Genomic DNA, 14,571 nt, shown 5'->3' on the forward strand with positions numbered 1-14,571 from the left:
CAGTGTGGGCCGTGGGTCACGGAGGAGGCGGGGCGTGCGACGGACGGTGGCGGTGCTGACGGGGCTGGTTCTCACCGTCGTCGCGGCGGCGTGTGGTGGGGACAGGGGTCAGACCCGTGCCACGCCGGCCCCGTCGCCTTCGGGGGCCGTCGAACGCCCTGCCGCCGGCGACCACCAACTCACCCTGCCGCACGGCGGGGCCGACCGCCGCTACCTGCTGCACGCGCCGCCCGGCTACGACCCCACCCGGCCCACCGCGCTGGTGATCGCCCTGCACTTCTATCCCGGCAGCGGCGCCCGGCTGCGGGAGATGGTGGGGCTGGACGCCGTGGCCGACCGGGAGAACTTCCTGGTCGCCTACCCGGACGGGCAGAACGGCGGCTTCAACGCACTGATCTGCTGCGGGACGACCGACGACGTCGGCTTCCTCAAGGACCTCACCGCCCACCTCGTGCGGACCTGGCGGGCCGACCCGGACCGGGTCTACCTGACCGGGATCTCCAACGGCGGGGACATGAGCTTCCGGGCCGCCGTCGAGGCCGAGGGGCTCTTCGCGGCGATCGGCGTCGTCAGCGGCGGCTACATCGGCTCCCGGACGGACCCCGAGACCTACGTGCCTAGGCGACCGGTGTCGGTGATCACGTTCATCGGCGGGCAGGACCGCTACGCCAAGGTCTTCACCGAGGGCGTACGGACCTGGCAGCGGCGGCTCCGCTGCACACCGGCTCCCGGCGCCCCGCCCGCGAACGCGCCGGACGTCACCCGCACCGACGCACGGTGCGGCGACGGCAGCGACGTGACCGTCTACACCCTGCCGGACATGGGGCACTCGTGGCCCGGGGCGCCGACCGGCGATCTGGCCGCCCCCGACACGGGTCTCGTCGCCACCGAACTCATCTGGGACTTCTTCGCCGCCCACCCGCGCCGAAGCTGAGTCAGAGGCGCAGCAGCATCCGGGTGTTGCCGAGGGTGTTCGGCTTGACCCGTTCCAGGTCCAGGAACTCGGCGACGCCCTCGTCGTAGGAGCGCAGCAGCTGCTCGTAGACCTGCTGCGGCACGGGCGCGCCGTCGATCTCGGTGAACCCGAACGAGCCGAAGAACCGCGTCTCGAAGGTGAGCACGAAGATCCGGGCGATGCCCAGCTCGCGGGCGCCGTCGATCAGGTCCGCAACGATCCGGTGGCCCAGCTTGCGGCCCCGGCAGGACGGGTCGACCGCCACCGTCCGGATCTCGGCCAGGTCCTCCCACATCACGTGCAGCGCGCCGCAGCCGACCACCGCGCCGTCGCCGGCGCGTACGGCGACCCGGAACTCCTGCACGTGCTCGTAGAGGGTGACGGTGGCCTTGCTGAGCAGCCGCCGGTCGTCGGTGTAGGTGTCGACCAGCCGCCGGATGCCGCGTACGTCGGAGGTGCGGGCCGGCCGCACCACGATCTCGTCGGCCCCCACCACGCCCCCGTCCGCGCCCGCCATGGTCAGTCCGCCGCCGGCACGTCCACGCAGGGCCCGGCCGCCCACCACTTCTCCACCAGTTCCAGCGTCTCGTCGCCGAACGGGTTCACCCCCGGCCCGGCCCCCAGCGCGTGCCCGAGGTGCACGTGCAGGCACTTCACCCGGGCGGGCATCCCGCCGGCGGAGATGCCGGCGATCTCCGGCACCTCGCCGATCGCGTCCCGGCGGGCCAGGTAGTCCTCGTGCGCGGCGCGGTAACGCGCGGCCAGCTCCGGGTCGGCGGCCAGCCGGTCCGCCATCTCCTTCATCAGCCCCGCCGACTCCAACCGGCTGCACGCCGCCGTCGCCCGGGGGCAGGTCAGGTAGAACAGCGTCGGGAAGGGGGTGCCGTCGGCCAGGCGCGGGGTCGTCTCCACCACGTCGGGCAGGCCACAGGGGCAACGGTGCGCCACGGCCCGGGTGCCCCTTGGCGGGCGTCCGAGCTGCGCGGCCACCGCGGCCAGGTCTGCCTCGGTGGCCGGTTCCCGCCGTGGCGGGGGTACGGAATCCGCCGCCGGCTCCTGCGGTGGTACGACAGTCACGGTGCCCATCTCTCGTTCGCTGCTCGGGTGTCGCTCACTTGTCGGGCTGCTCGCCGTTGGCGGCCTGCACGCTCGACCAGAGGGTGTCATACCAGGAGGCGGGCTCGGCGGGCGTCGACGGGGCCGCCGACGAGCCGGCGTCCCGGGCGGCGCCCTCCGGGTCGGAGAGCACCACCAGCAGCGTCTCGCCCGGCGGGCCCATGAAGAACCGCTCCCTGGCCTGGATCTTGATGTATGCCGGGTCCTGCCACTTGGCCGCGTCGAGGGCCAGTTTCTCGATCTCCCGCTGCTGGGCGGCCTGGGCGGCTTCCATCCGCTCGATGTCGGTCTTCTGGTCCAGGTAGACCCGCACCGGGAAGGTGTAGGCCAGGGCGAGCGCGATCAGCACCGCGAACAGCACGGTGGCCCGCCCGGTGAGGCCCCGGGAGCGGGGTGCGGAGAGCCGCTTGACGGTGCCGGCGGCCCCACGACGGGCCGCGGCGGGCCGGTTCGCGGAGCGTACGCCCTCCGCTCCCCGCGTCGCCCCCGGCGCGCGACCGGCGGTGGCCCGCGCCTCGGCGCGGACGCCGCCCTCGCGGACCGACGCCCGGGCGCCCCGGGCCCCGCCCGGCCGGCCGGTGGGCCGGCGGGCGGGGCGCTGTCCGCCCGGTGTGCGGCGCTGTTGCATCGTCACACCCCTCCCCCGAGGCCTCGCGCGTCTCAGGCCGAACGGTAGCGCGGGAAGGCGCCCGCTCCGGCGTACCGCGCCGCGTCGGCCAGCTCCTCCTCGATCCGCAGGAGCTGGTTGTACTTCGCGACCCGGTCCGAGCGGGCCGGGGCGCCGGTCTTGATCTGGCCGCAGCCCGTGGCCACCGCCAGATCGGCGATGGTGGTGTCCTCGGTCTCGCCGGAGCGGTGGCTCATCATGCACTTGAAGCCGGCCCGGTGGGCCAGGTCCACCGCGTCCAGGGTCTCGGTCAGCGAACCGATCTGGTTGACCTTGACCAGGACCGCGTTGGCGGCGTTCTCGGCGATACCGCGGGCGATCCGCTGCGGGTTGGTGACGAACAGGTCGTCGCCGACGATCTGGATGCGGTCACCGACCGAGGCGGTGAGCGTCTGCCAGCCCGTCCAGTCGTCCTCGGCCAGCGGGTCCTCGATCGACACGATCGGGTAGTCGCCGGCGAGCTTGGTGTAGTAGTTGCTCATCTCCTCGGCGGTCTTCGCGGTGCCCTCGAAGGTGTAGGTGCCGTTGTCGAAGAACTCCGTGGCGGCCACGTCGAGCGCGAAGACGATGTCGGTGCCGAGCCGGTAGCCGGCCTTCTCCACCGCCTCGGCGATCAGGTCCAGGGCGGCGGCGTTGGTGGGCAGGTTCGGCGCGAAGCCGCCCTCGTCGCCGAGGCCGGTGGAGAGGTCCTTCTTCTTCAGCACCGACTTCAACGCGTGGTAGACCTCCGTGCCGGAGCGCAGCGCCTCCCGGAAGCTGGGCGCGCCGATCGGCGCGATCATGAACTCCTGGATGTCGACGTTCGAGTCCGCGTGCGCGCCGCCGTTGAGGATGTTCATCATCGGCACGGGCAGCAGGTGCGCGTTCGGGCCGCCCAGGTAGCGGAAGAGGCTCAGCTCGGCGCTGCCGGCCGCCGCCTTGGCCACCGCCAGGGAGACGCCGAGGATGGCGTTCGCGCCCAGCTCGGACTTGCTGTCGGTGCCGTCGACGTCGAGCATCTTCTGGTCGATCAGCCGCTGCTCGCTGGCCTCGTAGCCGATCAGCTCGTCGACGATCCTGTCCTCGATGTTCGAGACCGCCTTCTCGACACCCTTGCCCAGGTAGCGGTCGGCGTCACCGTCGCGCAGTTCGATCGCCTCGAAGGCGCCCGTGGAGGCGCCGGAGGGCACCGCCGCCCGGGCGATCGTGCCGTCGTCGAGCCCGACCTCGACCTCGACGGTCGGGTTGCCCCGCGAGTCCAGAATCTCCCGCGCGACGATTCCTTCGATGGTTGCCACTGAGTCGCTCCTCGTTTGTGTGTTCCGGTCCGATATGGGCCGCGACGGTGCGGCTGAGGCAGTTGTTGAACGCAGCGTATCGGGCGGCGCTCGGACGCGGGCGGTCCGGGCGCACGCCAGCCCGACCCGAAACCTGCCTCCGGGCAGTGCTTTACACGGACATTCCCGGATTCTCGTACCTCAACCGGCAACGGGTTTGCGCGCGGTTGACCCGATCGGCCAGGCTGGTCGCCATGCCCGCCGCCTCGACCACCCTCCGCATGCTCGCCGTGTCGGTCATCGCGTCGCTCACGGTGACCGGATGCCAGACCCTCGACGACGCCGGCCGGGCGATCGGGCGGTCCGATCTGGTGAACGACATGGCCGCCCGACTAGACCGGGCGCTGGAGTTGACCTACTCCGCCGACTACCAGCTCCCCGGCGGGCAGACCGCCACCATCGCTCAGGCCCAGGACCCGGCCCGCTCCGCGTACACCTGGCCCGGCGGCAAGCTCACCGTCACCCCTGAGGCGACGACCCGCTGCGAGACCGCCGCCGGCCGCGCCACCTGCACCCTGGAGGCCCCGCCCGCGCCCAACGCGAAGCCCACGGTGACCATGTTCGCCGAGGCCAAGCAGCAGGGTCTGGTCACGCCGCCGATCGTGGTGGGACTGCTCACCGCCGCCGCGCTCGACCCGAACGCGGTGATCAAGCAGAGCGACACCACCCTGGCCGGCCACCACGCCACCTGTGTCGACGTGGACCAGTCCGCCGGCGACTTCACCGCCTGCGTGACCACCGAGGGAGCGCTCGGCAGCTTCACCGGCAAGGTCGACGGCAGGCAGGTCGAGCTGGCGCTGAGCCGCTACCGCGAGACGGTCGACCCCACGGCGTTCGACCTCCCGCCCGACGCCGTCGTCGTGGACCGCCGCCCGGCCAGCTCGTGACCGACCCGACGCCCGCCGCTCCCCGGCCTGCCGGATTCGTGCCCGGGGCCGACCGGAGCGTGGCCCCCGCGCCCGCCGACCTCGCCCTCCCGGTGGCCGGAAAGAGGCTGTTGACGGCCGCCGACGGCACCGCGCTGCGGGTCGGCGACCTGCCCGCCGACACCGACTGGATACCGCTGGGCAGCCTCGACGGAGTTCCCGCCTGGGCCGCCGAGCCGGCCGGTGCGCAGGAGCTGCCCGGCCGCTGGCGCGGTTGGGCGTCGCTCGCCGCCGAGGTGCCCGAGCCGCTCGCCACCCTGGCCGGCCGCGCGCTGACGGTGGTCACCTGGCGGCGCACCCACCGCTGGTGCGGCGCCTGCCGCGCCGAACTGGTCGACGTGCCCGGGGAGTCGGCCCGGCGCTGCCCCGGCTGCGACCTGTACGTGCCGCTGCGGCTCTCCGCCGCCGTGCTGGTGGCGATCACCCGCCCGGGCCCGGCCGGCCGCCCCGACGAGCTGCTGCTGGTGCGGCACTCGTACGGGCCGACCGGGCTGTGGGCGCTGGTCGCCGGGTTTGTCGAGGGTGGCGAGACGCTGGAGGCGGCAGCCCACCGCGAGGTCGGCGAGGAGGTCGGGCTCGCCCTCGACCGGCTGACCTACTTCGGCAGCCAGCCGTGGGCGATGTCCGGCCCCGGCGTGCTGCTCACCGGCTTCACCGCCACCGCCGCCGACCCCGCTGCCGAGCCGGTGGTGGACGGGCGGGAGCTGGCCGAGGCGCGCTGGTTCCCGCTCGACGGGCTGCCGGCGGAGCTGCCGCCCGCGTACTCCATCTCGCGCTGGCTGATCGACGCGACCGCGACCGGCGCGCGGCGCTGAAGCCCGCGATGTCAGGAAGGGCCCCTTTCTACCGGAAACGTCAACAAGGTGCCCTTCCTTACACGCCGAGCAGGGTGCGCAGGTGGCGCGGGGGCGGGCAGTCGTGGGCGAGCATCGCGTCGTGCCAGTCGCGCACCGACACGCCGGCCGGGCGGGCGGCGGCGATCTCGGCGACCTCGCTGTAGCCGACGAAGTACGTCGAGAGCTGAGTCGAGGTGAGCAGCGCGCGCCGCCACTTGCCGGCGGCCTCGCCCTCCTCCTGGAAGCCCCGCCCGGTCATCAGCGCCATCGCCTCGGCCTCCGGCAGCTCCTCGCAGTGCACGAGCTGGTCCAGCAGCGCGTTGATCGTCATCCTGAGCTGCATCTTGAGCTGCTGCAACCGCACCGGCAGGCCGCCGAAGCCGAGGCCGGCCATCAGCTCCTCCGTGTAGACCGCCCAGCCCTCGATGAACGGCCCCGACTCCGTCAGCGCCCGGACCCGGGTGGGGCCGACGTGCCGGCGGGCGTGGGCGAGCTGGAGGAAGTGCCCCGGCATCGCCTCGTGCACGGTCAGGTTGCGGATCATGTGGTCGTTGTACTCCCGGTAGAACGACTCGACCCGGTGCGCGGGCCAGTCCGCCGGGGTGGGCGCGATGCAGTAGAACGTGGGCACGTCCGCCGTCTCCAGCGGGCCGGGCGAGTCGCAGTAGGCGACCGCCACACCCCGCGCGAACTGGGGCATCTCCTGAATCACGCACGGGTCGTCGACCAGGGTCACCAGGTCGTGGGCGCGCACGAAGTCGGTCGCCTCGTCCAGGGTGACCGAGGCCAGGCCCACGATGGTGTGGTCGTCGGGGTGCTCGGCGGCCAGCAGGTCCAGCGCCCGGCGTACCGTCTCGTCGTCGGCCGGGCCGCCGACCAGCTCGACGGCCGCCGCGCGGATCTCCTCGCCGACCCGGTCCAGGTTGGCCCAGGCCCGGCGCTGGATCTCGGCGGCGCCCAGCTCGGTGTCGAGGGTGTGCCACAGCCGCGCCTCCCAGCGGCGGCGCCCCAGCCGCGGGTCCCGCCCGGGGCCGGCGTCGGCGGCCAGGCCCTGACGCAGCCAGGCGACGAACTCCTCCAGCGCCGCGATCGCCGCGGTGGCGGCCGGCTCGACCCGGTCGAACAGGGCGGGGGCCTGCGCGAGCAGCGCCGGCACCTCGTCGCGGACCAGCGCCGCCGCGCCGGTGAACTGCCCGACCGCCGTCTCGGCGTGGATGCGCGGCATGTCGCGCAGCGTCGCGCGCGCGGTCGCCAGCGCGTCCGGTACGGCGGCGAGCCGGCCGGCCAGGCTGGTCAGCCGGACCTCGACCGGGGCGTACGGGCGGGCGAGCAGCGCGTGCAGCAGCGGCCCGGGATTGTGCCGCAGCGGATCCCACTCGTGCGCGCGGATGTCGTTCCCCTCGAACAGCGCCCGGTCCACGAACGAGGTGAGCAGCGCGTGGTCGACGCGCTCCTCGACGTCCAGGGCGTCCGGGTCGAGTTCGGCGAGCGCGTCCGCGGCCTCCTTGAGCATGGCCTGGTCGGCCGCGACCGCCTCGGCGGAGAGGTCCGGCAGTCGATCGTCGTACCGGTGGTCCCCGGTGGAGGTCGCGAGCCCCGGTCGGCTCTCCAGCAACGCGTCGACGATCCGCTCCGCGAGCGGCACAAACGATTCCACCCGCCGACCCTACCGGCGTTCGGCGGTCCTGACGGCGTCCGCGTAGGCGAGGGCGGCGCGGCGCAGGGCGGCCTCCGGGTCCAGGCCCGCCTCACGGGCCGCCGCGACCGTGGCGAGCAGGCTCGCGCCGAGCCTCGCCTCCGGGTCCACCTGGGACTCCGCGAGAGGCGGTGGTACGGCGAGGCCGGCCCGGCCGGCGCGTTGAAGGATCTTGGCGGCGAGGGCGAGGGCGGGCTGGCTCAACGCGATGCCGTCCAGCACCGAGTCACGCGCCTTCTCGGCCCGCTTGATCCGCTCCCAGCTGGCCTCGATCTCCTCCAGGGTGACCGCCTGACCGTCGGCGAAGACGTGCGGGTTGCGCCGGACCATCTTGTCGACCATCTCGCCGGCCACGTCGTCGACGGTCCACCGCTGCTCCTCGGGCAGCTCCTCGGCCAGCCGGGCGTGCAGCACCACCTGGAGCAGCACGTCGCCCAACTCCTCGCGCAGCGCGTCGGTGTCCTCGGCGCTGATCGCGTCGTACGCCTCGTAGCACTCCTCCAGTAGGAAGCCGGCGAGGCTACGGTGGGTCTGCGCCCGCTTCCACGGGTCACCGCCCGGGGAGGCCAGCCGGTCCATCACCGCCACCGCGTCGAGCAGCCGGGCACCCGGCGGGTCCCAGGAGCCGTACATCAGCTCCAGCTCGGCCAGGCCGGGCTCGCGCGCCAGCCGCAGGCCCAGCTCCCGGGCCAGCGACTCGTCGCCGGCCGGGCCGGCGAGCCACACCGCGACGCCGTGCGCCGCCGCCGCGTCGAGCAGCGCCTGCGTCGCCCGGCCGTCGACCACCGTGACCTCGGCGCCCGCCGTCCGGACCGCCGTCGTCAGCTCGCTCTCCGCCCCCGCCAGCACCGGATGCCGGCGTACGACGTCCCAGGCGGCGGCGGTCAGCAGCCCGGCCGGCAGCCGGGGCGAGGTGACGAGCAGGACGATCCGTGCGGGCATGCTCAGCTGTCAGTCCCGCCGGCCGCCTGCGGCCCGGCGGTGGGCAGCGGATCCGGGGTGGAGACGTCGGTGACCGCGTCGGAGCCGGCCTCGCCCAGCGGCACGCTCACCGCCGGCGCGTTGCCGGAGAAGCTCAGCACGGGGAACTCCAGTGGGCGGTAGCGGGGGTTGACCGTCACGTCGTACGCGGCGACCGCCTCGGCCAGCGACTTGCGGGTGGCCAACGCGGCACGCAACTGCTCGCCGTCGAGCTGGCCGGCGGCGGCCTCGTCGGTCACGTCGGCCGGGATGGCGCCCGCCTTGCGGCCCGCCGCCACCACGTCCGCCAACTCCTGCGCGGTCGGCGCGGCCGGCGCCCCGGTCGGCACCCCCGACAGGCAGCTGTAGAGCCCGGCCGTCTCGCGCACGTAGCTGGTGTCGGGCGACAGGCCGAGCTGCTGGGCGAGCTGCTCCGGCGCCACCTGCCCGCGCGGCTGGTAGTTCTTCTCCGCCGAGATCCGCTCACAGACCTCGGACAGCACCAGCACGCTGACGACCTGGGCGCGCCCGGGCACCTGCGGCGCCTGCGCCGGGGGCTGCCCCTCGGGCGCCGCGGTGGGCGTCGGGTTCTTCGCCCGCAGGTCGTCGATGACCCCGGTGACGGCATCCTCGGTAATCCGCAGGTCGCCGACGTAGGCGGCGACACCGGGCTCGGCACGGCAACCGGAGAGGGCGACGAGGCCGAGCGCCACGCTGGCGACGGCGACAAGACGGCGAGCACGCATGGCAGTCACTCTCTCATGCCGCCCGGGGCACGCTCGACGCCGCCCACCGGTCTCCCCGCCTGCCGGTCCTGCCCAGCCGGCCGGCCGGTGACCGGCCCCCACCCACACGCTTGCCCGCCCACCGGCCGCACGTTCACCGGGCGCACGTTCACCGGGCGGAGGTGCCCGCCATGGCCGGCTCGCCCAGCACGTCCTTCAACAGTTGGGCGCACCACTCCAGCAGGGCCTGGTCCCGCAGCGGCTCGCCGCCCAGCCGCCGGGTGCTCGGCCGGGGCACGCTGACCTGGTCGAGCGCCTGCTTGTAGACCGAGTCCGGGTGGTAGCGCTTGAGCCGCAGCTGCTTCGAGTCGGGCAGCGGCAACGGGCCGAACCGGATGTGCTTGCCCTGCATGGAGACGTCGGTCAGGCCGTAGCGGCGGGCCAGCAGCCGGAACCGGGCCACGGCGACCAGGTTCTGCACCGGGGCGGGCGGCTCGCCGTACCGGTCGGTCATCTCGGCGACCACCTCGCTCAGCCGCTCGGCGTCGCGGGACTCGGCGAGCTTGCGGTACATCTCCAGGCGCAGCCGCTCCACGCCGACGTAGTCGTGCGGCAGGTGCGCGTCGACCGGCAGGTCGACCTTGACCTCGGTCTCCTCCTCCGGACGCTCGCCCTTGAACGCGGAGACCGCCTCGCCGACCATCCGCACGTACAGGTCGAAGCCGACGCCCTCGATGTGCCCGGACTGCTCGCCGCCGAGCAGGTTGCCGGCGCCCCGGATCTCCAGGTCCTTCATCGCCACGTACATGCCGGCGCCCAGTTCGGTGTGCTGGGCGATGGTGGCCAGCCGCTCGTGGGCGTGCTCGGTGAGCGGCTTCTCCGGCGGGTAGAGGAAGTACGCGTACGCCCGCTCCCGGCCCCGGCCGACCCGGCCGCGGATCTGGTGCAGCTGGGCCAGGCCGAGCAGGTCGGCGCGTTCCACGATCAGGGTGTTGGCGTTCGGGATGTCGATGCCGGACTCCACGATCGTGGTGCAGACCAGGACGTCGAACTCCTTCTCCCAGAAGCCGACCATGACCTTCTCCAGGGCCTCCTCGCCCATCTGGCCGTGCGCCACCGCGACCCGCGCCTCGGGCACCAGCTCGCGGATCTTCCGGGCCGCCCGGTCGATCGACTCGACCCGGTTGTGCAGGTAGAAGACCTGCCCGTCGCGGAGCAGCTCGCGGTGGATGGAGGCGGCCACCTGCCGGTCGTCGTGCGCCCCGACGAAGGTGAGCACCGGGTGCCGCTCCTCCGGCGGGGTGGCGATGGTGGACATCTCCCGGATGCCGGTGATCGCCATCTCCAGGGTGCGCGGGATCGGGGTGGCCGACATGCTCAGCACGTCGACCGAGGCGCGCATCGTCTTCAGGTGCTCCTTGTGCTCGACGCCGAAGCGCTGCTCCTCGTCGACGATGACCAGGCCGAGCGACTTGAACCGGGTGGCCGCCTGGAGCAGGCGGTGGGTGCCGATGACGATGTCGGCGGTGCCCGCGGCGGCCATCTCCAGGGCCTGCTCGGCCTCCTTCGGCGTCTGGAAGCGGGAGAGCTGCCGGATGGTCACCGGGAACTGGCTCATCCGCTCGGCGAAGGTGTTGTAGTGCTGCTGCACCAGCAGCGTGGTCGGCACCAGCACCGCCACCTGCTTGCCGTCCTGCACCGCCTTGAACGCCGCCCGGACCGCGATCTCCGTCTTGCCGTAGCCGACGTCGCCGCAGATCAGCCGGTCCATCGGGACGGTCTGCTCCATGTCCCGCTTGACCTCCTCGATGGCGGCGAGCTGGTCCGGCGTCTCCTGCCAGGGGAAGGCGTCCTCCAGCTCCCGCTGCCACGGCGTGTCGGGGCCGAAGTTGTGCCCCTTGGACGCCTTGCGGGCGGCGTAGAGCTGGATGAGCTGGGCGGCGATCTCCTTGACCGCCTTGCGGGCGCGGGCCTTGGACTTCTGCCAGTCCGAGCCGCCCATCTTGTGCAGGGTGGGCTGCTCGCCGCCGACGTAGCGGGAGAGCTGGTCGAGCTGGTCGGTGGGGACGAAGAGCCGATCGCCGGGCTGGCCACGCTTGCTGGCGGCGTACTCGATGACCAGGTATTCCCGGGAGGCACCGTTGACGGTGCGCTGCACCAGCTCGACGTAGCGGCCGATGCCGTGCTGCTCGTGCACCACGTGGTCGCCGGCCTTCAGCTCCAGCGGGTCGATGGTGTTGCGCCGCCGGCTCGGCATCCTGCGCATGTCGCGGGTCGAGGTGCCCCGCCCGCCGGTGACGTCGTTGCCGGTGAGCAGCACGAACCGGGACGCTTCGTCGACGAAGCCGCCGGTCAGGCTGCCGCAGGAGACGAGCACCTCGCCGGGGGCGGGCGCGGTCGGGATCTCCTCGGTCAGCCGCGCGCCGAGGCCCGCGTCGCGGAGCACCTCCACCGCCCGCTGGGCGGGGCCGTGCCCCTCGAAGACCAGCGCGACCGACCAACCCTCGCCCGTCCAGCGCGTCAGGTCTTCGACCACCCGGTTGGTCTCGCCGTGGTAGAGCGGGGACGGCTGCGCGGCCAGGGTCACCGCGATCGCGTCGTCGGGGGTGACGTCGTACGCCTCCGGCGCGTCCTCCCAGGGCTGCCGCGCCGGGGCGGCCTCCGCCTCCACGAGGCCGAACGGCGACAGCGTCCACCAGGGCTGACGCAGCTTCGCCGCGACGGCGCGTACGTCGGCCAGGGTCCGGAAGGCGGCGGCGCCGAGGTCGACCGGGGCCTGGCCACCGACGGCCGCCGCGGCCCAGCTCGCCTGGAGGAACTCGTCGGAGGTACGCACCAGGTCGTGCGCCCGGGTGCGGATCCGCTCCGGGTCGCACAGCAGCACGTGGGTGCCGGCCGGCATGGCGTCCAGCAGCAGCTCCATCGAGTCGGCGCCGATCAGCACCGGGGCGAGGGACTCCATCCCCTCCACCGGGATGCCCTCGGCCAGCTTGTCGAGGATCTCGGCCAGCTCCGGGTGTGCCTCGGCGAGGGCGGCGGCCCGCTTCCGCACCGACGGGGTGAGCAGCAGCTCCCGGCACGGCGGCGCCCACAGCTGCGGCACCTGCTCGATGGTGCGCTGGTCGGCGACGGCGAAGGTGCGGATCTCCTCCACCTCGTCGCCCCAGAACTCGACCCGGGACGGGTGCTCGTCGGTGGGCGGGAAGATGTCGAGGATGCCGCCGCGCACGGCGAACTCGCCCCGCTTGGTGACCAGGTCGACCCGCGCGTACGCCATGCCGGTCAGGCGGCGGGCGACCTCCTCCAGGTCGGCCTCCTGCCCGGCGGCGAGCTGCACCGGCTCCAGGTCGCCGAGGCCCTTGAGCTGCGGTTGCAGCAGCGAACGGACGGGCGCCACGACCACCCGCAGCGGGCCGGTGCGGCCGTGCGCGTCGGCCGAGGCCGGGTGCGCCAGCCGGCGCAGCACGGCCAGTCGCCGGCCGACCGTGTCGGAACGGGGCGACAGCCGCTCGTGCGGCAGCGTCTCCCAGGACGGGAAGACAGTCACCTGCTCGGGCGGGAGCAGGCTGCCCAGCGCGGCCGCCAGGTCGTCGGCCTCCCGGGTGGTGGCGGTCACGGCGAGCACCGGGCGCCCCGCACCGCCACCGGCCCTGTCGTCGCCGGCCTGGTCGGCCGCGACCGCGGCGACCGCGAACGGGCGCAGCGCGGCCGGCGCGGTGATGTCGAGGCCGTCGACCTGGGCGGCCCCGGAGCGCGCCAGGTCACGCGCCCGGGTCAGCGCCGGGTCGGCCAGGGCGGCGGAGAACAGACCGGTGAGCATGGGATCACTTCCAGCGGGACGACACGACGATCACCCCTCGCCCGGCTGGACGGGGGGTCCACCGGTCGACACTATCTCTCCGGTCGGACGAAGCACCTGCGCGTAGGTTGGTTCGTCGACAATCCGCGGACGGCCGCCCGGGGGAGAACGGATGCCTGAGGGAATCGGTAGCGACCCATGCCGGAAGGCCAGGCCCGGCCGGTGGCGGGTGTTGGGGCACCCGGAAGGAATCCTGGTCTACCAGGTGCGTTGCATCGTCGAGAGCCACGGCTGGACCGAGCCCGCCGTCCAGCAGACCTACAAGATCATCCTTGGGAGGTCGGGAGCCTACCGACGGCGGCTCAACGGTCGTACGACCTTCTCGGACGCCACCTCGGTGCTGCTCATCCGGCCCGGCGACGAGATGTCCGTGTCCCATCCGCTGGGCTGCGGCGACTCGTACACCTGCCTGGAAATCGACCCGACGGTGCTGGCCGAGCGGCCGGACGGTGCGCGATGGTTGGAGACCTCCGGCTGGGAGGGCACCTCGGACGCGCCGCTCGACCTGGCACACGGGATGCTCGTCGCCCAGTTCCGGCGCGGGCTCGACCGCTTCGAGATGGCGGAACGGCTGCACGGCTTCCTCGGCGGGGTGCTCGGCCTCGCCGACGGCCGGCCCGAGCCGGCGGGGGCGGACCTGCAACGCGCGGTGGGCCGGCGCCCCGCCACCCAGGCCGCCCACCGTCGCCTGGCCGACCGGGCCCGCGAGGTGCTCACCGCCGGCGACTTCTCGCTGGGCCTCGACGACGTGGCGCGGGAGGTGGGCGCCTCCCCGCACCACCTGAGCCGGGTGTTCCACCGGGTCACCGGCAGCAGCCTCACCGCCTACCGCAACCGGCTGCGGGTCCGGGCGGTACTGGACACCCTCGCCGAGGCGGACGGACGGCCGCTGCGCGCCGTGGCGGCGGAGCACGGCTTCGCCGACCAGGCACACCTCACCCGCGTGGTCCGGGACCACGTCGGCCACCCCCCGGCCCACCTGCGCCGTCTCCTCGCCCACCCCTGACCGACCCGCCCCGCCCGCCCTCGTCGGGCCCGGCGGCCGGCGGCTGGTGGTGGCTGATGGTGGCTGGCGGCTGGTGGTGGCAGATGGTGGCCGGCGGCTGGTGGCGGCTGACGGCTGGCGGCTGGTGGCTGGTGGCTGGTGGCGCCGAACACTAGCGGGCCGTCCTCGCCGCGCTGATCTGGCGTCAGGACACGAAGCCATAGCCCGCGCCCTCGAAGGTCTGCTGGGGTCGTCGTTGAAGGTGCTGTCGGGTCGACGGTTCGTGCTGCGGGCGAAGGCAACGGTGTCGGGCCCGGGCGGGGAGCCGAGGCCGAGTCGGCGACCAACCGAGCATCGATGTTCAAGACCCGGGGCCGCCCGACGATCGAGGATGGGTTCCGTCAGCCGGGATCGAGCCGCTGGGGGCGGCGGCCGGGGTGCGCGGACCTGTTCGGGGAGGCCCGCAACTCCACCCGGCTGCGACCTCGGCGACGACGAACTGTCGTCGCCGCCCGCCGGAGTGCCGCACA

Annotated in this window: 12 protein-coding genes; 4 read left to right on the forward strand and 8 right to left on the reverse strand. The window is 73.8% G+C overall.

Annotation, left to right across the window (positions count from 1 at the left end):
• Nucleotides 1–34 precede the first annotated feature (34 nt).
• Nucleotides 35–934, forward strand: coding sequence for a PHB depolymerase family esterase (locus AB0D32_RS01795; RefSeq protein WP_357083212.1), 900 nt, complete (start codon nt 35–37; stop codon nt 932–934).
• Nucleotide 935: 1 nt separating this feature from the next.
• Here the strand turns inward: AB0D32_RS01795 and AB0D32_RS01800 are convergent, their stop codons facing one another.
• The 4 genes from AB0D32_RS01800 to eno are packed head-to-tail and all read right to left on the reverse strand — an operon-like array spanning nt 936 to nt 4,015.
• Nucleotides 936–1,472 (reverse strand): amino-acid N-acetyltransferase, encoded by a 537-nt coding sequence (locus AB0D32_RS01800; RefSeq protein ID WP_357084178.1) that lies wholly within the window; start codon nt 1,470–1,472, stop codon nt 936–938.
• A 2-nt stretch (nt 1,473–1,474) separates the two neighbouring features.
• Nucleotides 1,475–2,032 (reverse strand): DUF501 domain-containing protein, encoded by a 558-nt coding sequence (locus tag AB0D32_RS01805; RefSeq protein WP_357083215.1) that lies wholly within the window; start codon nt 2,030–2,032, stop codon nt 1,475–1,477.
• Between the two features lie 34 nt (nt 2,033–2,066).
• Complete coding sequence (locus AB0D32_RS01810) at nt 2,067–2,699, reverse strand: septum formation initiator family protein (protein ID WP_357083218.1); 633 nt, start codon at nt 2,697–2,699, stop codon at nt 2,067–2,069.
• A 32-nt stretch (nt 2,700–2,731) separates the two neighbouring features.
• Complete coding sequence (gene eno, locus AB0D32_RS01815; RefSeq protein WP_357083221.1) at nt 2,732–4,015, reverse strand: phosphopyruvate hydratase; 1,284 nt, start codon at nt 4,013–4,015, stop codon at nt 2,732–2,734.
• Between the two features lie 233 nt (nt 4,016–4,248).
• Here eno and AB0D32_RS01820 point away from each other — a divergent pair, with 233 nt between their 5' ends.
• Nucleotides 4,249–4,941 (forward strand): hypothetical protein, encoded by a 693-nt coding sequence (locus tag AB0D32_RS01820; RefSeq protein ID WP_357083224.1) that lies wholly within the window; start codon nt 4,249–4,251, stop codon nt 4,939–4,941.
• Nucleotides 4,938–5,795: an NUDIX domain-containing protein gene (locus AB0D32_RS01825; RefSeq protein ID WP_357083227.1), complete on the forward strand. Its 858-nt coding sequence runs from the start codon at nt 4,938–4,940 to the stop codon at nt 5,793–5,795. Before AB0D32_RS01820 ends, AB0D32_RS01825 begins: the two co-directional genes overlap by 4 nt.
• A gap of 58 nt (nt 5,796–5,853) precedes the next feature.
• Here AB0D32_RS01825 and AB0D32_RS01830 read toward each other — a convergent pair whose 3' ends face one another.
• From AB0D32_RS01830 to mfd, 4 genes are all read right to left on the reverse strand, one after another.
• The gene (locus tag AB0D32_RS01830) at nt 5,854–7,473 is read right to left on the reverse strand and encodes a DUF885 domain-containing protein (protein ID WP_357083230.1); all 1,620 of its coding nucleotides are present in this window, start codon (nt 7,471–7,473) and stop codon (nt 5,854–5,856) included.
• Nucleotides 7,474–7,482: 9 nt separating this feature from the next.
• A complete protein-coding gene (locus tag AB0D32_RS01835) occupies nt 7,483–8,454 on the reverse strand; it encodes a nucleoside triphosphate pyrophosphohydrolase (RefSeq protein ID WP_357083233.1) in 972 nt (323 codons plus the stop codon).
• A 2-nt stretch (nt 8,455–8,456) separates the two neighbouring features.
• On the reverse strand, nt 8,457–9,218 hold the full coding sequence (locus AB0D32_RS01840; protein WP_357083236.1) for a hypothetical protein: 762 nt from the start codon (nt 9,216–9,218) through the stop codon (nt 8,457–8,459).
• Between the two features lie 148 nt (nt 9,219–9,366).
• On the reverse strand, nt 9,367–13,017 hold the full coding sequence (gene mfd, locus AB0D32_RS01845; protein WP_357083239.1) for a transcription-repair coupling factor: 3,651 nt from the start codon (nt 13,015–13,017) through the stop codon (nt 9,367–9,369).
• A gap of 151 nt (nt 13,018–13,168) precedes the next feature.
• Here mfd and AB0D32_RS01850 point away from each other — a divergent pair, with 151 nt between their 5' ends.
• Nucleotides 13,169–14,062, forward strand: coding sequence for an AraC family transcriptional regulator (locus AB0D32_RS01850; RefSeq protein ID WP_357083242.1), 894 nt, complete (start codon nt 13,169–13,171; stop codon nt 14,060–14,062).
• The last annotated feature ends 509 nt before the right edge of the window (nt 14,063–14,571 follow it).

It is taken from the genome of Micromonospora sp. NPDC048170, assembly GCF_040652795.1.
Classification (GTDB): Bacteria; Actinomycetota; Actinomycetes; order Mycobacteriales; family Micromonosporaceae; genus Micromonospora.